19 protein-coding genes, 2 tRNA genes and 3 rRNA genes are annotated in these 25,500 nt (G+C 66.3%); 10 read left to right on the forward strand and 14 right to left on the reverse strand.

The annotated features are described in order from the left end of the window. Positions 1-482: 482 nt before the first annotated feature. The 5 genes from BEI_RS00985 to dksA form a co-directional block, all read right to left on the reverse strand. The gene (locus BEI_RS00985) at positions 483-1,892 is read right to left on the reverse strand and encodes a sigma-54-dependent transcriptional regulator (RefSeq protein ID WP_097787760.1); all 1,410 of its coding nucleotides are present in this window, start codon (positions 1,890-1,892) and stop codon (positions 483-485) included. Beyond that, positions 1,870-4,824, reverse strand: a complete 2,955-nt coding sequence (locus BEI_RS00990; protein WP_097787761.1) for an ATP-binding protein — start codon at positions 4,822-4,824, stop codon at positions 1,870-1,872. The genes BEI_RS00985 and BEI_RS00990 overlap by 23 nt, the downstream gene beginning before the upstream one ends. 12 nt (positions 4,825-4,836) lie before the next feature. Next, the gene (locus BEI_RS00995; RefSeq protein WP_097787762.1) at positions 4,837-5,016 is read right to left on the reverse strand and encodes a hypothetical protein; all 180 of its coding nucleotides are present in this window, start codon (positions 5,014-5,016) and stop codon (positions 4,837-4,839) included. A 9-nt stretch (positions 5,017-5,025) separates the two neighbouring features. Then, positions 5,026-5,919, reverse strand: coding sequence for a tRNA glutamyl-Q(34) synthetase GluQRS (gluQRS, locus tag BEI_RS01000; protein WP_097787763.1), 894 nt, complete (start codon positions 5,917-5,919; stop codon positions 5,026-5,028). A gap of 80 nt (positions 5,920-5,999) precedes the next feature. Next, on the reverse strand, positions 6,000-6,437 hold the full coding sequence (dksA, locus tag BEI_RS01005) for an RNA polymerase-binding protein DksA (RefSeq protein WP_097787764.1): 438 nt from the start codon (positions 6,435-6,437) through the stop codon (positions 6,000-6,002). Between the two features lie 227 nt (positions 6,438-6,664). Here dksA and BEI_RS01010 point away from each other — a divergent pair, with 227 nt between their 5' ends. Beyond that, the gene (locus BEI_RS01010) at positions 6,665-7,834 is read left to right on the forward strand and encodes a pyridoxal phosphate-dependent aminotransferase (RefSeq protein WP_097787765.1); all 1,170 of its coding nucleotides are present in this window, start codon (positions 6,665-6,667) and stop codon (positions 7,832-7,834) included. Then, entirely contained in the window at positions 7,834-8,589 is a 756-nt protein-coding gene (sfsA, locus tag BEI_RS01015; protein WP_097787766.1) for a DNA/RNA nuclease SfsA, read from the forward strand. Before BEI_RS01010 ends, sfsA begins: the two co-directional genes overlap by 1 nt. Here sfsA and BEI_RS01020 read toward each other — a convergent pair. From BEI_RS01020 to BEI_RS01045, 6 genes are all read right to left on the reverse strand, one after another. Further along, positions 8,574-9,023, reverse strand: coding sequence for a DUF4426 domain-containing protein (locus BEI_RS01020; RefSeq protein ID WP_097787767.1), 450 nt, complete (start codon positions 9,021-9,023; stop codon positions 8,574-8,576). The genes sfsA and BEI_RS01020 overlap by 16 nt on opposite strands. A gap of 46 nt (positions 9,024-9,069) precedes the next feature. Continuing rightward, a complete protein-coding gene (metW, locus tag BEI_RS01025; protein WP_097790952.1) occupies positions 9,070-9,669 on the reverse strand; it encodes a methionine biosynthesis protein MetW in 600 nt (199 codons plus the stop codon). Beyond that, positions 9,669-10,826 carry a homoserine O-succinyltransferase MetX gene (gene metX / locus BEI_RS01030; RefSeq protein WP_097787768.1) on the reverse strand — a complete coding sequence of 386 codons (1,158 nt, stop codon included), beginning with the start codon at positions 10,824-10,826 and terminating at the stop codon, positions 9,669-9,671. The genes metW and metX overlap by 1 nt, the downstream gene beginning before the upstream one ends. A 110-nt stretch (positions 10,827-10,936) precedes the next feature. Continuing rightward, positions 10,937-11,530, reverse strand: coding sequence for a YggT family protein (locus BEI_RS01035; RefSeq protein WP_097787769.1), 594 nt, complete (start codon positions 11,528-11,530; stop codon positions 10,937-10,939). A 45-nt stretch (positions 11,531-11,575) separates the two neighbouring features. Continuing rightward, positions 11,576-12,400, reverse strand: coding sequence for a pyrroline-5-carboxylate reductase (gene proC, locus BEI_RS01040; protein ID WP_097787770.1), 825 nt, complete (start codon positions 12,398-12,400; stop codon positions 11,576-11,578). Positions 12,401-12,462: 62 nt separating this feature from the next. Beyond that, positions 12,463-13,170 carry a YggS family pyridoxal phosphate-dependent enzyme gene (locus BEI_RS01045; protein ID WP_097787771.1) on the reverse strand — a complete coding sequence of 236 codons (708 nt, stop codon included), beginning with the start codon at positions 13,168-13,170 and terminating at the stop codon, positions 12,463-12,465. Between the two features lie 53 nt (positions 13,171-13,223). Between BEI_RS01045 and BEI_RS01050 the strand changes: the two genes are divergently transcribed. Next, on the forward strand, positions 13,224-14,258 hold the full coding sequence (locus BEI_RS01050; protein WP_097787772.1) for a type IV pilus twitching motility protein PilT: 1,035 nt from the start codon (positions 13,224-13,226) through the stop codon (positions 14,256-14,258). 24 nt (positions 14,259-14,282) lie between these two features. Further along, positions 14,283-15,425 carry a PilT/PilU family type 4a pilus ATPase gene (locus BEI_RS01055; RefSeq protein ID WP_097787773.1) on the forward strand — a complete coding sequence of 381 codons (1,143 nt, stop codon included), beginning with the start codon at positions 14,283-14,285 and terminating at the stop codon, positions 15,423-15,425. 73 nt (positions 15,426-15,498) lie between these two features. On the opposite strand, the gene BEI_RS01060 is transcribed toward BEI_RS01055, so the two are convergent. Continuing rightward, complete coding sequence (locus BEI_RS01060; protein WP_097787774.1) at positions 15,499-16,629, reverse strand: anhydro-N-acetylmuramic acid kinase; 1,131 nt, start codon at positions 16,627-16,629, stop codon at positions 15,499-15,501. A gap of 114 nt (positions 16,630-16,743) precedes the next feature. Between BEI_RS01060 and tyrS the strand changes: the two genes are divergently transcribed. The 6 genes from tyrS to rrf all read left to right on the forward strand — a co-directional run bounded on the left by tyrS (position 16,744) and on the right by rrf (position 23,794). Beyond that, positions 16,744-17,943, forward strand: a complete 1,200-nt coding sequence (tyrS, locus tag BEI_RS01065) for a tyrosine--tRNA ligase (RefSeq protein ID WP_097787775.1) — start codon at positions 16,744-16,746, stop codon at positions 17,941-17,943. A 649-nt stretch (positions 17,944-18,592) separates the two neighbouring features. Further along, positions 18,593-20,130: ribosomal RNA gene (locus BEI_RS01070) — 16S ribosomal RNA — on the forward strand. A gap of 71 nt (positions 20,131-20,201) precedes the next feature. Continuing rightward, positions 20,202-20,278: transfer RNA gene (locus BEI_RS01075), tRNA-Ile, on the forward strand. 107 nt (positions 20,279-20,385) lie between these two features. Then, positions 20,386-20,461 (forward strand) — tRNA-Ala (locus BEI_RS01080). A 244-nt stretch (positions 20,462-20,705) separates the two neighbouring features. Continuing rightward, positions 20,706-23,593, forward strand: a 23S ribosomal RNA gene (locus BEI_RS01085). An 85-nt stretch (positions 23,594-23,678) separates the two neighbouring features. Beyond that, positions 23,679-23,794: ribosomal RNA gene (rrf, locus tag BEI_RS01090) — 5S ribosomal RNA — on the forward strand. Together the 16S, 23S and 5S rRNA genes with 2 tRNA genes alongside form the textbook arrangement of a ribosomal RNA operon. A 131-nt stretch (positions 23,795-23,925) precedes the next feature. Here rrf and gloA2 read toward each other — a convergent pair. Then, a complete protein-coding gene (gene gloA2, locus BEI_RS01095) occupies positions 23,926-24,339 on the reverse strand; it encodes an SMU1112c/YaeR family gloxylase I-like metalloprotein (RefSeq protein WP_097787776.1) in 414 nt (137 codons plus the stop codon). Positions 24,340-24,384: 45 nt separating this feature from the next. After that, positions 24,385-25,440, reverse strand: coding sequence for a histidinol-phosphate transaminase (hisC, locus tag BEI_RS01100; RefSeq protein ID WP_097787777.1), 1,056 nt, complete (start codon positions 25,438-25,440; stop codon positions 24,385-24,387). Positions 25,441-25,500: the final 60 nt, after the last annotated feature.

A 25,500-nucleotide genomic window follows, 5' to 3' on the forward strand; every position in this document is an offset into this window, starting at 1 on the left:
CCCTTGTTCTTGTTGGTGGCCGGGGTTGGTGCGTCGCGTCCTGATTCCGGACTTCGAGCGAATTGTTGTTGTTGCCTCGAAGGACTCGCGCCCTGGTGCCGCTGCTGTTCTTGTTGTCGGCGTGGCGCTCGAGTGTCTTCGGCCCGGGGTCTTGTTGTTGTTATGAGCTCGGGCCCGTCACCGCTCGCGAACCTTGTTGTGATTGTTGGCCGCGGGTGGCATCCGGCGTTGTTTTTCTTGTCCTGAATATAGCAGGGGCTGTGCCATGTTGTGAAAAATGCAATAATAACAACTACATGCGATTTTCGGTGTGATCGCCGCGCCCGAGGCGTCCGATGAGTGTTACCCCCGTAGCCCCCTCGTGGGGCAGGAGGTGTGTGGGAAGGTAACAAATGGGGCGAAACACCCGCGCCGAGGTCGAAGAAGCGCGCCCGCAGCCGGAGCCGCGGGCGCTGGCACTTTGGTCGGGTTGACGGGCGGCGTCAGCCGGCGCTGCGTCTCGGGCCCTTCTTGCGCGGGATGCCCAGGCGCTGGCGACGCTCCCAGAGACACTTGCGGCTGATGCCGAGCTTCTGCGCCAGCTCGGTCTCGCTCATCTGGTCCTGGTGCTCCAGGACGAAGTGCTGGAAGTAGTCTTCCAGGGACAGATCTTCTTCCTCGCCGGCGGCCTCGGCCTGGGGTTCCGCAGGCGGCGTCTCGCCGACGGGCGGGCCAGGCTGTGCGGAAGGGGGCGGGGGAGCCGGCCGCGGCGTCGGGGAAAGCCCCAGGTCGTCGGGGTGGATCAGGTGGCCTTCGGCGAGGATCACGCCTCGCTCGAGGGCGTTCTCCAGTTCGCGCACGTTGCCCGGCCACGGGAAGTCGCGGATCTCCCGGCGGGCGGCCCGGGAGAGCCGCAGGCCGTCGCGGTCGTGACGCCGGCAGGCCTTCTCCAGCAGCACGTCGGCGATCTGCAGGATGTCGTCCTCGCGATCGCGCAGCGGCGGCAGGTCGATCTGCATGACGTTGAGGCGGTAGTAGAGGTCGAGGCGGAACTCGCCGGTCTTGGACAGGGCGCGCAGGTCGCGGTGGGTGGCGGCGATCAGGCGCACGTCCACATGGCGGGTCTCCACCGAGCCGATCTTGCGGATCTCGCCTTCCTGGAGCACGCGCAGCAGCCGTGCCTGGGCGTCCAGCGGCAGCTCGCCGATCTCGTCCAGGAAGAGGGTGCCGCCGTCGGCGGCCTCGACCAGGCCCGTGCGCGCGGCGCTGGCGCCGGTGAAGGCGCCCTTCTCGTGGCCGAACAGCTCGGATTCGATGAGCGTCTCGGGGATGGCCGCGCAGTTCACGCATACCAGTGGGGCGGCGGCGCGCTTGCTCTGCTGGTGGATGGCACGGGCGACCAGCTCCTTGCCGGTGCCGGACTCGCCCTGGATCAGCACGGTGACGTCGGCCGGCGCGGTCTTGCGGATGCGGGTGTAGACCGCCTGCATGGCCGGGCAGTTGCCGATCATGGTCTGGCGTTCGCCGCCGGGTTCGGTGACGTCGGGGGGCTCGCCCTGCTGCAGGGCACGCTGGTGCAGCACCCGGGCGACGGTCTCGAGCAGCTCGTCGTGGTCGAACGGCTTGGCCACGTAGTCCACGGCGCCGAGCTTCAGGGCTTCCACGGCCGAGCGCATGCTGGCGTAGCTGGTCATGATCAGCACCGGCACCGGGGCGGCCCGGGCGATCAACTCGGTGCCCGGCTCGCCGGGCAGGCGCAGGTCGCTGATCACCAGGTCGAAGCCTTGCGGGTCGAGGGCCAGCGCCTCGGCGACCGAGCCGGCCTCGCTGACCTCGTGGTCGTGGCGTTCCAGCAGCCGCTTCAGGGCGCTGCGGATGATGGCTTCGTCTTCAACGATCAGGATCCGGCTCATCGGTGCTCTCAGCATCCTCTTGGTTGAGGGGCAGCCACAGGTTGATGCGGGTGCCGCTGTCCTGTCCGGGGGGAGGGGACTCGATGTCGATCTGGCCGCCGTGTTCGGCGACGATGCTGTAGACCAGCGGCAGGCCGAGCCCCGTGCCTTCACCGGCCGGCTTGGTGGTGGTGAAGGGTTCGAAGAGGTGGTCGCGCACGCTGGCGTCGATGCCGTGGCCCTCGTCGGTGACGGTGACCAGCAGCCAGTCGTCCCGTGGCTCGGCGTCCACGATCACCCGCCCCCCGGGGGTGCTGGCGTCACGGGCATTGCCGAGCAGGTTGATCATCACCTGTTGCAGGCGCTGGGCGTCGCCGGATACCTCGGGCGTCGAAGGGCAACGGTTCTCGTAGCGGATATCCTCCCCCGAGCGGGCAAGGTGGATCAAGTGCAGGGCCTCGTCGGTGACCTCGGCCATCGACACCGGCACGAAGCCCGCGCCGGTCACGTGACGCCCGCCGTGGGCGAAGCCCACCAGCGAGCCGACGATCCGCGACACCCGATCGGTGAGTTGCTGGATCTGGTCGGCGGTCTCAAGCAGCACCGGGTCGTCGGTGTCGTAGCGCAGGTTCTGCGCCAGCGAGGAGATCCCGGTGATGGGATTGCCGATCTCGTGGGCCACGCCGGCGGCCAGCTGGCCGATGGAGGCCAGCCGCGCGGCATGCACCAGCTCGTCCTCCAGCCACTTCATCTCGCTGTGGTCCTCCACCAGGATGACGTTGCCGCCGGGTTCGTGCTCTTCGCCGTGCAGCTCGGCCTTGTGAAGGCTCAGGTAGCGCTGGCCCCGGGCCAGCTCCACCGGTTGCTTGTAGAGGTGGCTGTGGGGTTCGGCGAGGATGCGGCCGAGCAGCTCGTTCCAGGGCGGCGGCAGGGTGTCCCGGTGGGCGCCGATCACCGACTCCCCGGCGATGCCGGAGAGCTCGGCGAGGGCGTCGTTCCACATCAGCAGCTCGCCGTCCTCGCCGAAGGCACAGAGCCCCACCGGCAGCCGGGTCAGGGTTCGCCGGTGATAGCGACGCAACCCGTCGAGCTCCCGGGCCAGCCCGGTGAGGCGCGAGCGGTAGGCTTCCAGGCGGCTCTCGACGAAGTGGATGTCCTCGGTGGCGCCGGGACCGTCCTGGCGATAGGGCAGGAAGCGGTCGACGATGTCCTGGGCCACCGAGGGGCCCATCAGCCCGGAGAGATTGGCCTGGATTCGGTCGCGCAGCCGGCGCAGCGCATAGGGGCGGCCGTCCAGCGGTGACAGCTGCAGCGCCGACAGGGCCCGGTCCACCTCGCGATCGGCGACCTCCTCGCCCAGGGCCCGGGCCAGGTGCCGCTTGATCTCCACGCCGCTGGTCGCCACCAGGGGCAGGCGCATGGGACGCACCACGGCGTCCACGGAGCAGGCCTCGGCGGCGGCGCGCTCGCCGGCCGAGGTCCGGGTGGCCAGCGACACCAGGATGAAGGTGAGCACGTTGACGGCCAGCGAGACCAGGGTGATCACGTACCAGTGGGGCTCGTCGGCCAGCACCTCCAGGCCGGGCGGCAGGATGACCAGCCCCGGATGCTCGCTGAGCAACGGGACCCAGAGGCCCAGCAGCCAGACCGCCGTGCCCATCAGCAGCCCCGTGACCATGCCCTTGCGGTTGGCCCCCGGCCAGTAGAGCAGGGCCAGCATGCCGGGCAGGCACTGGGCCATCCCGCTGAAGGAGGTCACCGCCAGGGTGGAGAGATCGTGGTTCACCCCCACGGTGCGGTAGAACAGCCAGCCGCCGACCACCACCGCGGCGATCAGTCCCCGGCGCAGCCAGCGCAGCCAGCGGTAGAGGTCGGGCTGGGCGATGGGCGGATGCGCCACCAGGACCAGGTGGTTGAGGATCATCCCCGACAGGGCCAGGGAGATGATGATCATGGTGCCGCTCGCCGCGGCGAGGCCGGCGATGAAGGCCAGGGCCCCCACCCACCAGGAGGACGACAGGCCGAAGGCCAGGTAGGCCGCCCCGGTGGCGTCCAGGTCGACCCCCAACCGCTGGCCGCCCCAGAGGATCAGCGGCACCGGCAGGGCCATCAGCAGCAGGAAGAGCGGCAGGGCCCAGCCGGCCTGGAGCAGGGTGCGCCGGCCGAGGGGCTCGGCGAAGGTGATATGGAACATGTGCGGCATCAGGAAGGCCGCGGCGAAGAACAGCAGCAGCAGGGTTCGCCAGTGGGCCGGATCCAGGGGGTGGGTCTCGGCCTGGACGGGATGCCCCGGCCCGTCCAGCCAGGCCTGGAGGTCGGCGGGGCCGTCGAAGATGCCGTACAGCGCGAAGGCGCCCAGGGCCAGCATGGCGCCCAGCTTGACCACCGACTCGAAGGCGATGGCCGCCAGCAGGCTGTCCTGGCGGGCGTTGAGATGGGTGTGCCGGGCGCCGAAGAGGATCGCGAACAGGGCGATCAGGCAGCTGAAGCCCAGGGCCAGCCACTCCCGGGAGCCGGCCCCGGTGAGCAGGTGGATGGCATGGCCCATGGTCTGCACCTGCAGGGCGAGCAGCGGCAGCACCGCCAGCAGGCTGACCAGGGTGATCAGGGTGCCGACCCAGCGAGAGCGGAAGCGGAAGGCGAAGAGGTCGGCAAGGGAGGCCAGCTGGTAGGTGCGCGCCATGCGCTGGATGGGTACCAGCAGCACCGGGGCGAGCAGGAAGGCCCCGGCCGCGCCCAGGTAGTAGGCCAGGTAGCCGAAGCCACTGCGGCTGGCCTGCTCCAGGCTGCCGTACACCGCCCAGGCACTGGCATAGACCCCCAGGGCCAGGAGGTGGACGGCAGGGTGGCGGACCAGGCGGGCCGGCAGCCAGCCGCGCTCCACGGCCAGCGCGCAGAGGAACAGCAGCAGCAGATAGCCGACGCCCAGGGTCAGCAGGCCGGTCAGGCTCATCGAGACGGCTCCCTAACGGCGTTCATCGAGTCGACGCTTGCGTTCCAGCCACAGGGTCAGGGCGATCAGCACGCCCCAGATCAGGAAGGGACGGTACCAGGCGACCCCGGGGCTGCCCCAGCCGCTCATCAGCAGCGGCGACAGCAGGTAGCCCCCGAGCACCAGGAAGAGCACGATGCGGTAGACGTACACGGGGTCTCCTCAGACGGCGGTGTCCCGCAGCGGGCGCTCGAGCTCGGCCAGCAGCCGGGTCGGGTCCCAGTGGGCGATGGCCCAGGCCAGCTGCTCGGTCGCCGGGGCCGAGGCCAGCTCGGCGGGGGGCGCCTGGTCCAGGGCGACCAGGGCGCGATGCAGCAAGGGCCGAGCCTCGGGCTCGGTGGCCGGCAGGGGCGGGGCCAGGTTCTGCTTGGACAGCTTCTGGCCGTCGTCGCCGAGGATCAGCGGCAGATGCAGATAGCGGGGTTCGGGCAGGCCCAGGGCATGCTGGAGCTGGCGCTGCCAGGGGGTGTTGTCGAGCAGGTCGGCGCCGCGCACCACCTCGGTGATGCCCTGGTCCGCGTCGTCCACCACCACGGCGAGCTGGTAGGCCCAGAGATCGTCCTTGCGCTTGAGCACCACGTCGCCGAGCGCGGCCGGGTCGAGGGTCTGGAGTCCGAACAGCCGGTCCTGCCAGCGGATCGGCCGCGGCCCCAGGTCGCTGCGCAGCCGCCAGGCCACCGGCTTGCCGGGCTCCTCGAGGCCGTCACGGCACCAGCCCGGATAGACGGGATGCTCGCGCCACTGCTTGCGGGAGCAGCTGCAGGGGTAGGCCAGCCCGCGTGCCTCGAGGCGCTTCAGGGCCTCGGCATAGGCCTGACCGCGGTCCTGCTGGTAACGGACGCGGCCGTCCCAGTGCAGGCCGAAGGCCTCCAGCTGGCGCAGGATGGTGTCCGCCGCCCCGGGCGGGCAGCGTGGCGGGTCGATGTCCTCGATGCGCAGGGCCCAGTGGCCCCGGGCGTGACGGGCGTCGAGGAAACTGGCCAGGGCGGCGACCAGCGATCCGAAGTGCAGGGGCCCCGAGGGCGTCGGGGCGAAGCGGCCACGGTAGGCGTTCATGGACGGCTCCGGGGCGGGGTGGCGATCAGGCGTACGGGCACCCGGGGGTGCCCGTCGAGGGACGGCGTCGTGACCCGCATTCAGCCCCCGAGCTGCTTCTCCTTGAGCTCGGCCAGGGTCTTGCAGTCGACACACAGGGTGGCGGTGGGGCGCGCCTCGAGTCGACGGATGCCGATCTCGACGCCGCAGGCCTCACAGAAGCCGTAATCATCCTCGTCGATCTTCTCGAGGGTCTCGTTGATCTTCTTGAGCAGCTTGCGCTCCCGATCCCGGGTGCGCAGTTCGAGGCTGAAGCCTTCTTCCTGGGTGGCGCGGTCCGCCGGATCGGCGTAGTTGTTCGCCTCCTCCTGAAGATGACGCACCGTGCGATCGACCTCCTCCATCAGCTCCTGCTTCCAACCCTCGAGGATCTGTCGGAAGTGCTCGAGCTGCTTCTCGTTCATGTACTCTTCACCCGGTGCCGGCTCGTACGGGGTGAATTTCTTGGGCGCTTCCATCTTCCGTTCTGCTACTGGCATGGCACCTGCCTCGTGTCTCGTGTGACTGCTGCTGATCAATACCCGCCGCGATGCTGAGGTATCTCACGCCAAAGGGATGCTTGTTTAGCGAAAAAACGCCACCTTTGCAATACCCCGCCCGGTCGCCCCTGCGTCGGCGCGCCAAAAGTCGTAACATGCGGTCTTTGACTATGGCAGGGCGAAAAGATGCCCGCCAAGTCCATGATGCCGTTCAGAGGAGACCCCGCATGTCCTGGAGCGCGCGACTGGATGCCGTCGCCCCCTTCCGCGTGATGAGCCTGCTGGAGACGGCCCAGGCCCGGGAGGCCGACGGCCATGACGTCATCCATCTGGAGGTCGGCGAGCCCGACTTCCCCACGCCGGCCCCGATCGTGGCCGCCGGCCGGCGCGCCCTCGACGAGGGGCGGACCCGCTATACTCCGGCCGCGGGGCTGCCGGCGCTGCGCGAGGCCATCGCCGGCCACTATGCGCGCCACTTCGCCGCCGAGGTCGACCCGGCCCGCATCATCGTCACCCCGGGGGCTTCCGGCGCCCTGTTGCTGGCCAGCCAGCTGCTGGTGGAGCGCGGCGACCGGGTGGTGATGGCCGACCCGACCTACCCCTGCAATCGCCATTTCATGGCGCTCGCCGGCGCCGAGGTCGAGGCCGTGCCGGTCGGCCCGGATAGCGGCTGGCAGCTGGATGCCGCGCGACTCGCCGGTCACTGGCGAAGCGACACCCGGCTGGCGATGCTGGCCACGCCCTCCAACCCCACCGGCCATATGCTCGATACACCGGCACTGGCCGCGGTGGCCGAGACCGTCGCCGCCCGTGGCGGCCACCTGCTGGTCGACGAGATCTACCAGGGCCTCTGCTACGACTTGCCGCCGCTCTCGGCGGCGGCCATCGCCCCGGAGGCCTTCGTGGTCAACAGCTTCTCCAAGTACTTCGGCATGACCGGCTGGCGCCTGGGCTGGCTGGTGGCCCCGGAGGCCGCCGTGGAGCCGCTGACCCGGCTGGCCCAGAACGTCTTCCTGGCCGCGCCGACACCGGCCCAGCATGCCGCCCTGGCGGCCTTCGAGCCCGGGTGCCGCGACATCCTGGAGGCGCGTCGGGAGGCGCTCGGCCGCCGTCGCGATGCCCTGCTCGAGGGCCTGGCGAGCCTGGGCCTGGCCCCCGACGTGCCGCCCCAGGGGGCCTTCTACCTGTGGCTGGACATCTCCCGCTACAGCCGCGACAGCGAGGCCTTCTGCCGACGCCTGCTGGAGGAGGAGAACGTCGCCATCACCCCGGGCACCGACTTCGCCCTGCAGGGCGGGGAGCATCACGTGCGCATCGCCTTCACCACCGAGATCGACCGCCTGGAGGCGGCGGTGGAGCGCATCGGCCGCTTCCTGGGCCGGCAGGGGGTGGCCTGATGCGCTATCCCGAGCTGGTGTCCGGCACCCTGCTGCGCCGCTACAAGCGCTTCCTGGCCGACGTGCGCCTCGACGATGGCCGCGAGGTGGTCGCCCACTGTCCCAACACCGGCTCCATGCGTGCGGTCAACGTGCCGGGCTGCCGGGTGTGGCTGGCGCCCAGCGACGACCGCCGGCGCAAGCTGGCCTGGACCTGGGAGCTGATCGAGTTGCCCCAGCCGGACGGGGAGATCGCCCTGGCCTCCGTGCATACCGGCCGCACCAATCGCATCGTCGAGGAGGCCCTGGCGGCCGGTCGGGTCGAGGAGCTGGCCGACCTGGGCACCGTGAAGCGCGAGGCCCGGGTGGCCGGCGCACGGCTGGACTTCCGGCTGGGCGACGGGGAGGGCGAGGCGAGCTACGTGGAGGTCAAGCAGGTGACCCTGCGCGAGGTCGACGGCCACGGCTACTTCCCCGATGCGGTCAGCGAGCGGGGCCGCAAGCATCTGGAGGTCCTGGCGGGCCTGGCGGCGCAGGGACACCGTGCCGTGCTGCTGTTCTGCGTGGCCCACGAGGGCATTCGGGGAGTGTCGCCGGCGGCCCACCTGGACCCGGCCTATGCCGCCGCCCTGCGCCGGGTGGCAGACCAGGGCGTGGAACTGCTGGCCCGGGAATGCCGCTTCGAGCGAGACGCCGGGCGGCCGGTGGGCGTCTCGCTCGGCGAGGCGCTGGCGGTGGACCCGGGGCGGGACCTGCCGGTTCAGCGATCGATATAGAAGCGCTGCACGAAGCCGATCTCCGCCGGCGGGGCGTCGGGGTCCGGGGAGACCTCGAGCTCGAAGCGCATGGGCTCGCCCTCGTGGATGCGGAAGGTGGCGATGTGGTACAGGCTCTCGCCGTCGCGCACCGCGCGGAAGTCCAGCGACAACGGCTGGCCGGTCAGCCCGCTGACCTTGCCGTCGACCCGGGCGTTCACCGAGCGGGTCGTGCCGTCCTCCTGCTCCTCCAGCACGCTGACGTTGAGCATGCCCATGGCCCGGCTGCGCTGGATGCCCGCGGCCGTGGCCACCTCGGGGGTCAGGAAGCTGGTGTTCAGGGCATTGTAGTGGATCTGGTAGTCGCCATACTGCTCGTACTGCTGGGCCTGGGCCAGCGGGGCGGCCAGCAGCAGGCCGGCGGCCAGCCCGCCCAGAAGCTGTCGAATCCTCATGCCGATTTCCCTCCTTCGCGGTTCCATGGTCTCGGCCTCGCCCGGCTCAACCCTCGCCGCGGGCGACCCGGAAGATGGCGATCTCACCGAACAGGTTAGGCCACAGCCGAGAGGTCCAGTGTCCCTCGTGACCGCCGACGCCCACCGCCCGGTCGACGATTATCAGACCCTTGTCCCGGCACAGGTGTTCAAAGTCGTTGAAGGTCGACAGGTGGATGTTGGGCGTGTCGTACCAGGCATGGGGCAGCGACTTGGACACCGGCATGTAGCCGCGCAGGCCCAGGTGCACCCGGTGGCGCCAGTAGGCGAAGTTGGGGAAGGTGATGATGCACTCCCCGGCGACGCGGAGCATCTCGTCGAGCATGCGGTCCGGGCGGCGCAGGGCCTGGAGGGCCTGAGTCATCACCACCAGGTCGCAGGCGTCGTCCTCGAAGTTGGAGAGGCCCTCGTCGAGGTTCTGCTCGATGACGTTGACGCCCCGGGCCAGGCAGGCGGTGATGCCGTCGGGGTCGATCTCCAGGCCGTAGCCGGTGACGCCTTTCGCCTGTGCCAGGGCGGCCAGCAGGGTGCCGTCGCCACAGCCCAGGTCGAGGACCCGGGCCCCCTGGGGCACCCAGTCATGGATCAATTGCAGGTCGGCGCGCATCATCGGCGGTCCTCCAGTCCCTGGTCATGGGCCACGCGCGCCATGAAGGCGGCGAACACCGCCTGGTAGCGCGGCTCGGGCAACAGGAAGGCGTCATGCCCGTGGGGCGAGTCGATGTTGACGTAGCTCACCGGCTTGCCGGCCCGGATCAGCGCATTGGCCAACTCCTTGGATCGGGAAGGCGGGAAGCGCCAGTCGCTGGAGAAGCTGACCACCAGGAAGGGGCAGCTCGCCGGCGCCAGCGCCGCCGCCAGGTCGCCGCCGCGGGCCGCGGCCGGATCGAAGTAGTCCAGCGCCTTGGTCATCAGCAGGTAGGTGTTGGCGTCGAAGGAGGTGGAGAAGGTATCGCCCTGGTAGCGGAGGTAGGACTCCACCTGGAACTCCACGTCGTAGCCGAAGTTGAAATCCTCGCTGCGCAGGTCGCGACCGAACTTGCTGCCCATGGCGTCTTCCGACAGGTAGGTGATGTGACCCACCATCCGCGCCAGCTTGAGGCCCCGACGGGGCAGGGTGCCATGCTCGGCGTAGTGGCCGTCGTGGAAGTCGGGATCCGAGCGGATGGCCTGACGGGCCACCTCGTTGAAGGCGATGTTCTGGGCCGAGAGCTTGGGGGTGGCCGCGATCACGGCGGCATGCGCGATGCGCTCGGGATAGGACAGGGTCCACTGCAGCACCTGCATGCCGCCCAGGCTGCCGCCCACTACGGCGGCGAAGCGCTCGATGCCCAGCCGGTCGGCCAGCCGCGCCTGGCTGTGGACCCAGTCGAGCACCGTCATCATCGGGAAGTCCGGCCCCCAAGGCTCGCCGGTCTCGGGATTCGGGGTATTGGGCCCGGTGCTGCCGTGACAGCCCCCCAGGTTGTTCACCGACACCACGAAGAATCGGTCGGTGTCGATGGACTTGCCGGGACCGATGTGGGCGTCCCACCAGCCCGGCTTGCGTTCGTCCAGGGAGTGGTAGCCGGCGGCATGGTGGTGTCCGGACAGCGCATGGCAGATCAGGATGGCGTTGGTGCGCTCGGCGTTGAGGGTGCCGTAGGTCTCGTAGACCAGGTCATAGGCCGGCAGCGTCCTGCCGCAGGCCAGGGGCAAGGGGTCGTCGAAGTGCGCCGTTTCCGGCGTCACCAGGCCGACCGAATCTTGGGGCAGCTCGGTCATCTATCGTGTCGTGTCCAGTCGTTATCGTTAGCTGTAGGAGCGCCGGTCCAGCGCCTCGCCGCCGATGAGCCCCGCAGGGCTCATCGCGCGCCCGTTGGGCAAAGGCGTGCCTAGAGGCCGACCAGGGCGCCGACCACGCCGGCGGCCCGGACCAGCGAGCCCACCACGATACCATCGATGAGACTGATGGCGATGAACACCACGATGGGCGAGAGATCGAGCATGCCCAGCGGCGGGATCACCCGGCGTACCGGGGCCATGATCGGCTCCACCAGCTGCATCACCAGGATGGCACCCGGGTGGCTGGCCTGGGGCGCCACCCAGCTGAGGATGATCATCACGATCAGGGCGAAGAAATAGATCTTGAGGATGGCGTTGGCCAGCGCGGCCACCGCCCCGATGGCCAGGTCATCCAGCGGCGCCATGCCGTAGCCGGCGATCTGCAGGATGGCGATGATCGCCACCAGCTTGATCACGAAGCCGCTGGCGAGGGTGGCCAGGTCGAAGCGTCCCATCACCGGGCCGAGGAAGGCCTGGAAGGGCCGCACCGCCGGCTGGGTCAGCTTCACCACCGACTGGCTGATGGGGTTGTAATAGTCCGCCCGGGATGCCTGCAGCAGGAAGCGCAGCATCAGCAGGAACAGGTAGATGTTGACGAGGGTGTTGATCAGCAAGAGACCGGCGTTTCCCAATTGACTGCCCATCAGGGCTCCTCCATGTCGTGTGCGTACGGGCGCGTGGATGGGCGGTCAGCGCTTGCCCAGTTCCTCGGCCATCTCCCGGGCGCGGGTCGCGCAGGCGTCCATGGCCTCGGCCATGATGCGGCGCAGGCCGGCGTCCTCCAGGTGCGCGATGGCGCGCTCGGTGGTGCCGCCCGGCGACATCACGTTGCGCTTCAGCTCGCCCGGGGTCTTGTCGCTGTCCATCGCCATGCGCGCCGCGCCGAAGGCGGTCTGCATGGCCAGGCGGCGGGCGGTGTCGGCGGGCAGGCCCAGCTTGGCGCCGGCCTCCTCCATGGCCTCGAACATCAGGAAGAAATACGCCGGGGCACTGCCGGACACGGCGGTCACGGCCTCGAGGAGGGCCTCCTCCTCGACCCACTCGACCAGGCCCACCGCCTCGAGCAGCTCGGTGGCCAGGCGGCGCTGGTCCCCGTCGACCCGGCCGTTGGCATAGAGGCCGGCGGCCCCGGCGCCGACCAGCGAGGGCGTGTTGGGCATGCAGCGCACCACCGCGAGCTCGCCGCCCAGCCAGGCCTCCAGGGTGTCGGCGGACAGGCCGGCCGCCACCGAGAGGATCAGCGGCTTGTGGGCCTGGACGGCATCGCGCAGGCCGGCGCAGACGTCGTGCATGATCTGCGGCTTGACCGCGAGCACCACCACGTCGGCCTCGGACACGGCGGCGGCATTGTCGGTGGAGGTGTGGATGCCCAGCCGCTCGCGGATCGGCGCCAGGGCGTCCTCATGGGGGGCGGTGGCGGTGATGGCGTCGCGGGGGTAGCCGCTCTCGATCATCCCGCCGATGATGGCGCTGGCCATGTTGCCGGCGCCGATGAAGGTGACTTGGCTTGCCATGCGTTCTGTCCTGTCTGGGTCGACGAAGGGTGCCGTCGGCGAGCCGGCGGCGTCGTGAATGCTCAATGGAAGCGCTGGCGCTCCCCGAAGATGGCGGTGCCGAGGCGCACCAGGGTGGCGCCCTCGACGACGGCGGCCTCCAGGTCGCCGCTCATGCCCATCGACAGGGTGTCGAGATGCGCCTCCGGGAAGCGCGCGTTCAGCGCCTCCAGGGCCTCGCGCAGTCGAGCGAAGGGACGGCGTTGCTCGACGAGGGTCTCGGCGGGGGCCGGGATCGCCATCAGGCCGCGCAGCCGCAGTCGGGGCATCCCCAGCACGGCCTCGGCCAGGGTGGGCAGCTCGTCGAGGGACACGCCGGACTTCGAGGCTTCCCCGCTGATGTTGACCTGCAGGCAGACGTTCAGCGCCGGCAGGTCCTCGCTGCGTTGATCGTTGAGACGCCGGGCGATCTTCTCGCGGTCTAGGCTGTGTACCCAGGCGAAATGCTCGGCCACGTCGCGGGTCTTGTTGGATTGCAGCGGCCCGATGAAATGCCAGACGATGTCGCCCAGATCCGCGAGCTCGGCCTGCTTGTCGAGGGCTTCCTGGACGTAGTTCTCGCCGAAGTCGCGCTGTCCCAGGCGGTGGGCCTCGCGGATCATGGCGGCCGGCTTGGTCTTGCTGACGGCGAGCAGCGCCGCGTCGCCGGCGGGACGGCCGGCGTCGGCCAGCGCCGCCTCGAGCCGGCGGCGGGCGGCGGTCAAGGACTCGGAAAGTACCAGATCCGTCATGTCGCGAGGTCTGTCATACTAAGAACACCTTATCCCGGGAGCAGGGGAACCGCATGGATATTACCGAACTGCTGGCATTCTCGGCAAAACAGAACGCCTCCGATCTCCATCTCTCGGCGGGCCTGCCGCCGATGATCCGGGTCGACGGCGACATCCGCCGCCTCAACGTGCCGGCCATGGACGACCGCGAGGTCCGCAAGCTGATCTATGACATCCTCTCGGATCGGCAGCGTCGGGACTTCGAGGAGTTCTGGGAGGCCGACTTCTCCTTCGAGGTGCCGGGGGTGTCGCGCTTCCGTGTCAACGTCTTCAACCAGGCGCGCGGCTGCGGGGCGGTGTTCCGTACCATCCCTTCCGAGGTCTGGACGCTCAACGACCTGGGGCTGGGCGAGGTCTTCCGCCGCCTGTCCATGCTGCCGCGGGGCCTGGTGCTGGTGACGGGGCCCACCGGCTCGGGCAAGAGCACCACCCTGGCGGCGATGATCGACTACATCAACGACAATCGCTTCGAGCATATCCTCACCATCGAGGATCCGGTGGAGTTCGTGCATCGCAGCAAGCGCTGCCTGGTCAACCAGCGCGAGGTGCATCGCGACACCCACGGCTTCGCCCCGGCGCTGCGCAGTGCCCTGCGCGAGGACCCGGACGTGATCCTGGTCGGCGAGATGCGCGACCTGGAGACCATCCGCCTGGCGTTGACCGCGGCGGAGACCGGCCACCTGGTGTTCGGGACCCTGCACACCACCTCCGCGGCCAAGACCATCGACCGTATCATCGACGTCTTCCCCGGCGACGAGAAGGCCATGGTGCGTTCCATGCTCTCCGAGTCGCTGCAGGCGGTGATCTCCCAGGCCCTGCTCAAGCGTCAGGGCGGCGGCCGGGTGGCGGCGCACGAGATCCTCATCGCCACCTCGGCGGTGCGTAACCTGATCCGTGAGGACAAGGTGGCGCAGATCTACTCGGCCATCCAGACCGGCGGCAACCTGGGCATGCAGACCCTGGACGCCTCCCTGGCCCGGTTGGTGGCCGACAACGTGGTGGCGCGGGAAGAGGCCCAGGCCAAGGCCAAGGCCGTGCTCGCCAGCTGATGGCATGCTGCAAGGAGTCCTGACATGACCGCGAAAGAATGGTTGTACCAGCTGCTGGACATCATGATCGAGAAGGATGCCTCGGACCTGCTGATCTCGGTCAAGGCGCCCCCCACCCTGAAGATGGCCGGCAAGCTCACCCCGATGGGCGAGGAAGGGCTGTCCATCGAGCAGGTCAACGAGCTGGTGGGGGCCTCGATGCCGGACAACTATCGGCAGCGCTTCGTCGACGAGCACGAGGCGAACTTCGCCCTCAGCCTGGAGGGGCGCGGACGATTCCGTGTCAGCGCCTTCCGTCAGCGCAACCAGCCGGCCATGGTGATCCGTCGCATCGCCTTCGAGATTCCCCACCTGGAGGAGCTGTCGCTGCCGCCGGTACTCGGGGAGCTGGCCAACATCAAGCGGGGCCTGGTGTTCGTGGTCGGTGGTACCGGGACGGGCAAGTCGACGACCCTGGCGTCGATGATCCAGCAGCGCAACGAGACCCTCGGCGGCCACATCATCAGCGTCGAGGACCCCATCGAGTACGTGCACCCGCATCGCAAGGCGATCATCAACCAGCGCGAGGTCGGCATCGACACCGACTCCTTCGAGGTCGCTCTGAAGAACACCCTGCGCCAGGCGCCGGACGTCATCCTGATCGGCGAGATCCGTACCCGGGAGACCATGGAGCATGCCCTGACCTTCGCCGAGACCGGCCACCTCTGCCTGGCGACCCTGCATGCCAACAACGCCAACCAGGCCCTGGACCGCATCATTCACTTCTTCCCCCACGAGCGCCATGACCAGGTGTGGCTGGACCTCTCGCTGAACCTGCGGGCCATCGTCGCCCAGCAGCTGCTGCCCACGATGGACGGCGGACGCTGCCCGGCCATCGAGATCATGCTCAAGTCGCCGCTGATCGGCGACCTGGTGCGCAAGGGGGAAGTCTCCGAGGTCAAGAACATCATGGCCCGCTCGCGGGACATGGGCATGCAGACCTTCGACCAGGCCCTCTATGACCTCTTCAGGCAGGGCCGGATCAGCGAGGAGGTGGCCCTGGTGCATGCCGATTCGGCCAACGACCTGCGCATGATGATCAAGTACGGCGACGAAGGCGCCGAGGGGTTGGCCGAGGCCAAGGAGGCGGCCAGTCATCTCTCCCTACGAGGCGAGGACGACTACTAGCCCCTCGAGCGCGAGCCTTTTCAGATGCCACCTCGAGGCCGATCGCGACCGGTGTCTGAGCTTGGTGAGTGCATCAGGGGGCATAGATGCCGCCCAGTACCCGGGGGCCGGCCGCCCCGGTGACCGAGGGCAGGTTGCCGGGCAGGCCCTCGAGCCTTCGCCAGGCCAACCAGGCCAAGGCCGCCGCCTCCAGCCAGTCGGGGGGCCAGCCGAGGCGGGTCGCATCCTCGAGGGGCGTCTCGGGCAGGTGGCGGGCGAGCCGGCTCAGCAGGTCACCGTTGTGGGCGCCGCCTCCGCAGGGGATCAGGCATTCCGCCGGGGGCGCGTCGCATTGCTCCCGGGCCATCTCGATGCCCATGCCGATGCTGGTGGCGGTGAGTTCGGCCAGGGTCGCCTGGACGTCCTCCGGTGCCTCGTCGCCGTCGAGCTGGGCATGCAGCCAGCTGAGGTTGAAGACCTCCCGGCCGGTACTGCGTGGCGGCGGGCGATGGAAGAAGGGCTCGGCGAGCAGCAGTTCGAGCAGCGAGGGATCCACCTCCCCCGAGGCCGCCCAGGCCCCGTCCGGGTCATAGGCCCCGCCGCGATGGCGGCGATACCAGGCGTCCAGCAGGGCATTGGCCGGGCCGGTATCGAAGCCGAGCGGGGCCCGCTCATCCTCCGTCGGCGGCAGCAGCGTCAGGTTGGCGAAGCCGCCCAGGTTGAGCACCAGCCGCCACTGGCCGGGCGCGCGGAACAGCGCCTGGTGGAAGGCCGGGGCCAGCGGGGCCGCCTGGCCGCCGGCGGCCAGGTCGCGACGCCGGAAATCCGCCACCACCCGGCAGCCGGTCAGCTCGGCGAGCCGGCTGGGGTCGTCCAGCTGCAGGGTATAGGGAGGCCCGCCCTCATGGCCGCCGGGGGCATGCTCGATGGTCTGGCCGTGGCTGCCGATGGCGGCGATGTCGCACGCGGCGAGGCCGCTGTTGGCGAGCAGCCCCGCCACCGCCCCGGCCTGCAGGTCGCAGAAGGCCGTCTCGGCCTCGGCCAGTTCGGCGAAGCGGGCTCGCTCGGCATGGCAAAGCTGCCAGAGACGCTCACGCAGCGCGACCGGCATCGGCACGCCATGGGTAGCCGCGAGGCGGGGCGGGCGGTCCGCGTCGATCTCCACCAGGGCGGCATCGATGCCGTCCAGGCTGGTGCCGGACATCAGGCCGATGAAGTAGGGCATGGGGGCTCCAGGCAAGGGCTCAACCGTCGTTGGCTGGCATGGTAACATCCCCGACCATCGCCATAGTCCATCGCCGCCCCAAGCGGGCCGCCCTTGCCGAGTGGAGAGGAGAGCATGTCCGACGTCGCCGACGCGCTAGCGTTGCTCAAGCGTGGTACCCACGAGATCCTGCTGGAAGAGGAGCTGGAAAAGAAGCTGGCCTCCGGTCGTCCGCTGCGGATCAAGGCGGGCTTCGATCCCACCGCCCCCGACCTGCACCTGGGCCACAGCGTGCTGCTGACCAAGATGCGTCAGTTCCAGGACCTCGGTCACCAGGTCATCTTCCTGATCGGCGACTTCACCGGCCGCATCGGGGACCCCACCGGCAAGAACGTCACCCGCAAGCCGCTCACCGAGGCCGAGGTCAAGGTCAACGCCGAGACCTACAAGGCGCAGGTGTTCAAGATCCTCGACCCGGAGAAGACCGAGGTGCGCTTCAATGCCGAGTGGTTCTCCTCGATGAGCGCCGCCGACATGATCGAGCTTGCCGGCCAGAGCACCGTGGCGCGCATGCTGGAGCGGGACGATTTCGAGAAGCGCTACCAGGCCGGGCAGTCGATCTCCATCCACGAGTTCCTCTATCCGCTGGTGCAGGGCTATGACTCCGTGGCCCTGGAGGCGGACGTCGAGCTGGGCGGCACCGACCAGAAGTTCAACCTGCTGATGGGCCGCGAGATCCAGAAGCATTTCGGCCAGGCCTCCCAGGTGGTGATCACCATGCCGCTGCTGGAAGGCCTCGACGGGGTGCAGAAGATGTCCAAGTCACTGGGCAACTACGTGGGCGTCGACGAGCCGCCGGGCGTGATGTTCAACAAGCTGGTGTCCATGCCGGACAGCCTGATGTGGCGCTACTTCGACCTGCTTTCGCTGAAGAGCAACGAGGAGATCCAGGCCCTCAAGCGCAAGGTGGATGACGGCGCCAACCCCCGTGACATCAAGATGGAACTGGCCCGGGAGCTCATCGCCCGCTACCACGGTGAAGAGGCCGCCGCCAACGCCCACCGAAGCGCCGGCAACCAGCTGGCCGAAGGGGAGCTGCCCGAGGACCTGCCCGAGGTAGAGGTCGACTTCGAGGGCGGCGCCCAGGCGCCCATCGCCGCGGTGCTCAACCGCTCGGGGCTGACCAAGAACAGCGCCCAGGCCAAGGACATGCTCGGCAACGGCCGGGTCAAGGTGGATGGCGAAGTCGTCGATCGGGATCACCTGCTCGACACCGGCCGGACTTACGTGATCCAGGCCGGCAAGAAGCGCTATGCCCGCGTGACGCTCGCCTGAACCCGCCCCCTCCGCTCGCCCCTGAAGGACGCCCGCCTCGCGCGGGCGTTCGTGTCTTCCGGCAAGGCGCCAGGTTTTCCACAGGCGGTGGGCCGCGGGTGGCTGTGGATGATTCCGCGGCGCCCCGGGATCGTCGCTTCATCATGGCCGGGGTGCCCGCCTGTCATTTTTCTTCGAAAGCCCTTGCGTCGTGCCGGAGTAATCCGTAAAGTACGCATCCGCTGCCGGCGACGGGTCACGTCCCAGGCGGTGAAGAGTGGCAGAAGTGCTTGTCTTGCCGAGGGTTTTTCGAAGGTTTCGAGAATCGCTCGCTTGACAGGCTCGCCGGTTTCGGTAGAATGCCCGCCACTCGATCGGACGCCATCTCGCCGAGATGGTCGCACGGTCGCCTGGGTCGCTTCCTCGGAAGCGGTCGAAAAACGGGTTTGACACGACGCGCCGATCACGTAGAATACGCCTTCCTTGCAGGGCGCCGGCCAAGCGGACGGCAATGCAAGATGCTCTTTAACAATCGATCAGGTAATTCATGTGGGCGCTTGTCGGGATGTCGGTGACCAGTCACTGAATATCAAGGCAAGCGACTCGTCAAACGAGACGTTTGAACCTTGAGCCAGGTTTGGTTCCTGCCTTATGGAACTATCAAGCTTTTAAACTGAAGAGTTTGATCATGGCTCAGATTGAACGCTGGCGGCAGGCCTAACACATGCAAGTCGAGCGGAAACGATGGAAGCTTGCTTCCAGGCGTCGAGCGGCGGACGGGTGAGTAATGCATAGGAATCTGCCCGGTAGTGGGGGATAACCTGGGGAAACCCAGGCTAATACCGCATACGTCCTACGGGAGAAAGCAGGGGATCTTCGGACCTTGCGCTATCGGATGAGCCTATGTCGGATTAGCTAGTTGGTGAGGTAATGGCTCACCAAGGCCGCGATCCGTAGCTGGTCTGAGAGGATGATCAGCCACATCGGGACTGAGACACGGCCCGAACTCCTACGGGAGGCAGCAGTGGGGAATATTGGACAATGGGCGAAAGCCTGATCCAGCCATGCCGCGTGTGTGAAGAAGGCCCTCGGGTTGTAAAGCACTTTCAGTGAGGAAGAACGCTTGCGGGTTAATACCCCGCAGGAAGGACATCACTCACAGAAGAAGCACCGGCTAACTCCGTGCCAGCAGCCGCGGTAATACGGAGGGTGCGAGCGTTAATCGGAATTACTGGGCGTAAAGCGCGCGTAGGCGGCTTGATAAGCCGGTTGTGAAAGCCCCGGGCTCAACCTGGGAACGGCATCCGGAACTGTCAGGCTAGAGTGCAGGAGAGGAAGGTAGAATTCCCGGTGTAGCGGTGAAATGCGTAGAGATCGGGAGGAATACCAGTGGCGAAGGCGGCCTTCTGGACTGACACTGACGCTGAGGTGCGAAAGCGTGGGTAGCAAACAGGATTAGATACCCTGGTAGTCCACGCCGTAAACGATGTCGACTAGCCGTTGGGGTCCTCGAGACCTTTGTGGCGCAGTTAACGCGATAAGTCGACCGCCTGGGGAGTACGGCCGCAAGGTTAAAACTCAAATGAATTGACGGGGGCCCGCACAAGCGGTGGAGCATGTGGTTTAATTCGATGCAACGCGAAGAACCTTACCTACCCTTGACATCGAGCGAACTTTCCAGAGATGGATTGGTGCCTTCGGGAACGCTCAGACAGGTGCTGCATGGCTGTCGTCAGCTCGTGTTGTGAAATGTTGGGTTAAGTCCCGTAACGAGCGCAACCCTTGTCCCTATTTGCCAGCGATTCGGTCGGGAACTCTAGGGAGACTGCCGGTGACAAACCGGAGGAAGGTGGGGACGACGTCAAGTCATCATGGCCCTTACGGGTAGGGCTACACACGTGCTACAATGGCCGGTACAGAGGGTTGCAATGCCGCGAGGTGGAGCTAATCCCAAAAAGCCGGTCTCAGTCCGGATCGGAGTCTGCAACTCGACTCCGTGAAGTCGGAATCGCTAGTAATCGTGAATCAGAATGTCACGGTGAATACGTTCCCGGGCCTTGTACACACCGCCCGTCACACCATGGGAGTGGACTGCACCAGAAGTGGTTAGCCTAACTTCGGAGGGCGATCACCACGGTGTGGTTCATGACTGGGGTGAAGTCGTAACAAGGTAGCCGTAGGGGAACCTGCGGCTGGATCACCTCCTTAATCGACGACGTCGCCGACACCCGGCAAGTGCTCACAATGAATTACCTGATCGGCCAGAGCAAAGACTGTTTGGGTCTGTAGCTCAGTTGGTTAGAGCGCACCCCTGATAAGGGTGAGGTCGGCAGTTCAAGTCTGCCCAGACCCACCAAATTTGCGCAATACGTCGTTGCTTTCCTCCTCGTGTAGCAGGCTACACGTCGGCGAAAAGCGCCTCGTCTTGTACAAATTCCCATGTCGCGTGATGGGTGAGTCAGAGGGGCCTTAGCTCAGCTGGGAGAGCGCCTGCCTTGCACGCAGGAGGTCACCGGTTCGATCCCGGTAGGCTCCACCACGCTTGAGCTTGAAGCCGGAAGCTCGAAGAATCCCGACAGTCACTGAAGTTTTAAGCTAGACGCTTGAAAGGCAGGCCCTTTCTTCAAGCTTCCAGCTTAAAGCTTCTCGCTTTAAACGCTCTTTAACAATGTGAATCATGCTGACAAAGGCTCTTCCCGAGAGGGAAGGGCATGAGATACGTCTCAAGCGTATCCGGCAATTGTCGTTGTCGTCATCGCGGATCAGACCCCTTGGGGTTATATGGTCAAGCGATGAAGCGCATACGGTGGATGCCTTGGCAGCCAGAGGCGATGAAGGACGTGGAAGCCTGCGATAAGGCTCGGCGAGGTGGCAAACAACCTGCGACCCGGGCATTTCCGAATGGGGAAACCCACTCAGGGTAACCTGAGTATCCCGCACTGAATCCATAGGTGCGGGAGGCGAACCGGGGGAACTGAAACATCTAAGTACCCCGAGGAAAAGAAATCAACCGAGATTCCCCCAGTAGCGGCGAGCGAACGGGGACCAGCCCTTAAGCATGTGACCGGTTAGGCGAATGAGCTGGGAAGCTCAACGATACAGGGTGATAGTCCCGTAGCCGAAAGCCTGATCATGTGAAATCGAGTAGGTCGGGGCACGTGAAACCTTGACTGAAGACGGGGGGACCATCCTCCAAGGCTAAATACTCCTGGCTGACCGATAGTGAACCAGTACCGTGAGGGAAAGGCGAAAAGAACCCCGGAGAGGGGAGTGAAATAGACCCTGAAACCGTATGCGTACAAGCAGTGGGAGCGGGCGCGTCCCGTGACCGCGTACCTTTTGTATAATGGGTCAGCGACTTATTTTCAGTGGCGAGCTTAACCGTATAGGGGAGGCGTAGGGAAACCGAGTCTTAACTGGGCGACCAGTCGCTGGGAATAGACCCGAAACCGGGCGATCTATCCATGAGCAGGGTGAAGGTTGAGTAACATCAACTGGAGGCCCGAACCAGGATCTGTTGAAAAAGATTTGGATGACTTGTGGATCGGAGTGAAAGGCTAATCAAGCCCGGAGATAGCTGGTTCTCCTCGAAAGCTATTTAGGTAGCGCCTCACGTATCACCGCCGGGGGTAGAGCACTGTTTCGGCTAGGGGGTCATCCCGACTTACCAAACCGAGGCAAACTCCGAATACCGGTGAGTGCCAGCGTGGGAGACACACAGCGGGTGCTAACGTCCGTTGTGAAAAGGGAAACAACCCAGACCGTCAGCTAAGGTCCCGAAATCCTGGTTAAGTGGGAAACGATGTGGGAAGGCTTAGACAGCTAGGAGGTTGGCTTAGAAGCAGCCATCCTTTAAAGAAAGCGTAATAGCTCACTAGTCGAGTCGGCCTGCGCGGAAGATGTAACGGGGCTCAAACCAGGTACCGAAGCTACGGGTGCGTCGAATGACGCGCGGTAGAGGAGCGTCGTGTACGCCGACGAAGGTCAATCGAGAGGTTGGCTGGAGGTATCACGAGTGCGAATGCTGACATGAGTAACGATAAGGGGAGTGAAAAACTCCCCCGCCGGAAGACCAAGGGTTTCTGTTCGACGCTAATCGGAGCAGAGTGAGTCGGCCCCTAAGGCGAGGCCGAAAGGCGTAGTCGATGGGAAACGGGTCAATATTCCCGTACCTCACTGTATTGCGATGGGGGGACGAAGAAGGCTAGGTGAGCCAGGCGTTGGTTGTCCTGGTGAAAGTCAGTAGGCCGAGGAATCAGGCAAATCCGGTTCCTCAAGGCCGAGAGACGAGACGAACAGACTACGGTCTGGAAGTCATCGATGCCACGCTTCCAGGAAAAGCCTCTAAGCTTCAGATACAGTGGGACCGTACCCCAAACCGACACAGGTGGTCAGGTAGAGAATACCAAGGCGCTTGAGAGAACTCGGGTGAAGGAACTAGGCAAAATGGTGCCGTAACTTCGGGAGAAGGCACGCCGCCGTTACGTGAAGGCCCTCGCGGCCGGAGCGGAAGGCGGTCGAAGATACCAGGTGGCTGCAACTGTTTATTAAAAACACAGTACTCTGCAAACGCGTAAGCGGACGTATAGGGTATGACGCCTGCCCGGTGCCGGAAGGTTAATTGATGGTGTTAGCGTAAGCGAAGCTCCTGATCGAAGCCCCGGTAAACGGCGGCCGTAACTATAACGGTCCTAAGGTAGCGAAATTCCTTGTCGGGTAAGTTCCGACCTGCACGAATGGCGTAATGATGGCCACGCTGTCTCCACCCGAGACTCAGTGAAATTGAAATCGCAGTGAAGATGCTGTGTACCCGCGGCTAGACGGAAAGACCCCGTGAACCTTTACTACAGCTTCACACTGGACGCTGATGTTGCTTGTGTAGGATAGCTGGGAGGCTTGGAAACCCGGTCGCCAGATCGGGTGGAGCCGACCTTGAAATACCAGCCTGGCATCATTGGCGTTCTAACTCAGGTCCGTGATCCGGATCGAGGACCGTGTGTGGTGGGTAGTTTGACTGGGGCGGTCTCCTCCCAAAGCGTAACGGAGGAGCACGAAGGTACCCTCAGCACGGTTGGAAATCGTGCAATGAGTGCAAGAGCATAAGGGTGCTTAACTGCGAGACAGACACGTCGAGCAGGTACGAAAGTAGGTTCTAGTGATCCGGTGGTTCTGTATGGAAGGGCCATCGCTCAACGGATAAAAGGTACTCCGGGGATAACAGGCTGATACCGCCCAAGAGTTCACATCGACGGCGGTGTTTGGCACCTCGATGTCGGCTCATCACATCCTGGGGCTGAAGTCGGTCCCAAGGGTATGGCTGTTCGCCATTTAAAGTGGTACGCGAGCTGGGTTTAGAACGTCGTGAGACAGTTCGGTCCCTATCTGCCGTGGGCGCTGGAGATTTGAGAAGCGCTGCTCCTAGTACGAGAGGACCGGAGTGGACGTACCTCTGGTGTTCCGGTTGTCACGCCAGTGGCACTGCCGGGTAGCTATGTACGGACGGGATAACCGCTGAAAGCATCTAAGCGGGAAGCCCCCTTCAAGATGAGATCTCCCCGAGGCCTCGAGCCTCCTGAAGGGCCCAGCAAGACCAGCTGGTTGATAGGCCGGGTGTGGAAGCGCTGCAAGGCGTTGAGCTAACCGGTACTAATGGCCCGTGAGGCTTGACCATATAACACCCAAGTGGTCTGTCGATGACGGACGACAGCGGATACGCGAGACGTAGCTCGCCAGCATGATTCGCATTGCCCTTTTCGCCTGACGACCATAGCGTGCGGGAACCACCTGATCCCATGCCGAACTCAGCAGTGAAACCGCTCAGCGCCGATGGTAGTGTGGGGCTTCCCCATGCGAGAGTAGGTCATCGTCAGGCATCTATCCCGAGAAGACCCCGGTTGCGACAGCAGCCGGGGTCTTTTCATTTCGGCGTCCGCGATCCGGTCACAGAAGCCCCGGGCTCGAAGGCGTGTCCGGGGCCTTTCCATGTCCGGGTGCCCTCGGCGGCTACCCTTCGACCTCATAGAGCTCGATCGGGGTGCCGTCGGGATCGGCCAGGAAGGTGAAGCGCGCCCCGGTGAGCTCATCGACGCGGATCGGTTCGGGACGGGCCCCGCGGGCCTCGAGCGTGGCCACGCAGCCGTCCAGGTCGGGGGTGGCGAGGGCCAGGTGGCGCAGGCCGCAGGCTTCCGGATGGCTCGGCCGCGGTGGCGGCGAAGGGAAGGAGAACAGCTCCAGCCGGATGCCGCCGGGCAGGCGCAGGTCGAGCTTGTGGCTGTCGCGGGCTTCCCGGTAGGTTTCCGCGAGGATCTCGGCGTCCATCACCTCGAGATAGAAGCGGCGGGCCCGGGGATAGTCGGCGGTGATCAGCGCCACGTGATGCACGCGGCTCAGCGGCAAGGGGACACGACACGCTTCCATGCGGCAGGCCTCCTGGAGGGAAGGGCCCCGAGGGGCCCGGGCGATTCAGCGGCAGAGGCCCTCGAGAATCTCGATCAGGCTGTCCATCTCGTCCTCGGTGCCGATGGAGATGCGCAGCCAGTCGCTCAGCGCCTCGGTGTTGAAGTGGCGCACCAGGATGCCCCGCTCGCGCAGGCCGACGAACAACTGGGCGGCGTCGTGCTCGGGATGGCTGACCAGCAGGAAGTTGCTCTGGGACGGCAGCACCCGGAAGCCCAGGCTCTCCAGGCGGGTCCGGGTGCGTTCCCGGGTGGTGATCACCGCCTCTCGACAGGCGTCGAAGTGCTCGCGGTCCTCCAGGGCGGCGATGCCGATGGCACTGGCCAGGCTGTCGATGGGGTAGGAATTGAAGGAGTCCTTGACCCGCTCGAGCCCCTCGATCAGCTCCCGCGAGCCCACCGCATAGCCCAGCCGCAGGCCGGCCAGGCTGCGTGACTTGGAGAAGGTCCCGGTCACCAGCAGGTTGGGGAAGCGTTCCACCAGCGGAATCGCGCTCTCGCCGCCGAAATCCACATAGGCCTCGTCGACCAGCACCACCGACTCGGTGACCCGCTCGAGCAGGCCGGCGATGGCCTCGCGGCCATGGCCATGGCCGGTCGGGGCATTGGGGTTGGCGAAGATCGCGCCGGCGGACCCGGGCGTGAAGGCGTCCAGGTCGACCCGCCAGTCGCCGCCCAGCGGCAGGGCGCGACGCTCGACGTCGTAGAGCCGGCAGTAGACCGGGTAGAAGCTGTAGGTGATCGCCGGCATCTCCAGCGGGCGGTCATGACAGAAGAAGGCCTGGAAGGCCAGGGCCAGCACCTCGTCGGAGCCGTTGCCGACGAACACCTGCTCGACCTCGACGCCGAACTCCCGGGCCAGGGCCTCGCGCAGGGCGCGGGACTCCGGGTCGGGGTAGCGGCGCAGATGGTCGGCCGGGAAGTCCCGGAGCACCGCCTCGACGCCCGGCGCCGGGGGGTAGGGGTTCTCGTTGGTGTTCAGCTTGATCAGGCGCTCGCGGGGCTGCTCGCCGGGGACATAGGGCGTCAGCTCGCGGACCTTGGGGCTCCAGAACTTGCTCATGATCACTCTCGGGGTCTTGGGGCAATGCGGCCATGGTCGCCCGCCCGGCGTGCCCGCGCA

This window comes from Halomonas beimenensis (genome assembly GCF_002549795.1).
GTDB lineage: Bacteria > Pseudomonadota > Gammaproteobacteria > Pseudomonadales > Halomonadaceae > Halomonas > Halomonas beimenensis.